Below are 320 nucleotides of genomic sequence, written 5' to 3' on the forward strand. Positions count from 1 at the left end.
TTTCTGACTTTATTTTTTATCCATTACCAAGTTGGACTCCAAAATGGATACACACTTTGGAATCCTAAATCCTGGTACCTAACTCCAGGACTATGGGAACGAACTGGTACCAGTTTTTGGTTTGGTTTTCTCTTTGAAACCCCATTCGCATTGTTTAGAAGTGGCATTATTCCCTTATTTTTCCTTGCTTGGTCTATTTATTTCCTCCATATCGCTGAAAAAGGTAAAAAAGAAGCGAAGAAATTAGAAAAATACTGATGGCATACTATCCAAAAGAAAAAGATTGAAAAGAGTTGACTGCAATCATCTTTTAGATCGGA

The 320-nt window shown here is 35.6% G+C and carries 1 pseudogene; it reads left to right on the forward strand.

The annotated features are described in order from the left end of the window. Window positions 1-258, forward strand: a pseudogene (locus C1G53_RS13355) (DUF2812 domain-containing protein); the annotation flags it as partial. Window positions 259-320: the final 62 nt, after the last annotated feature.

It is taken from the genome of Streptococcus suis, from assembly GCF_002960445.1.
GTDB lineage: Bacteria > Bacillota > Bacilli > Lactobacillales > Streptococcaceae > Streptococcus > Streptococcus hyiners.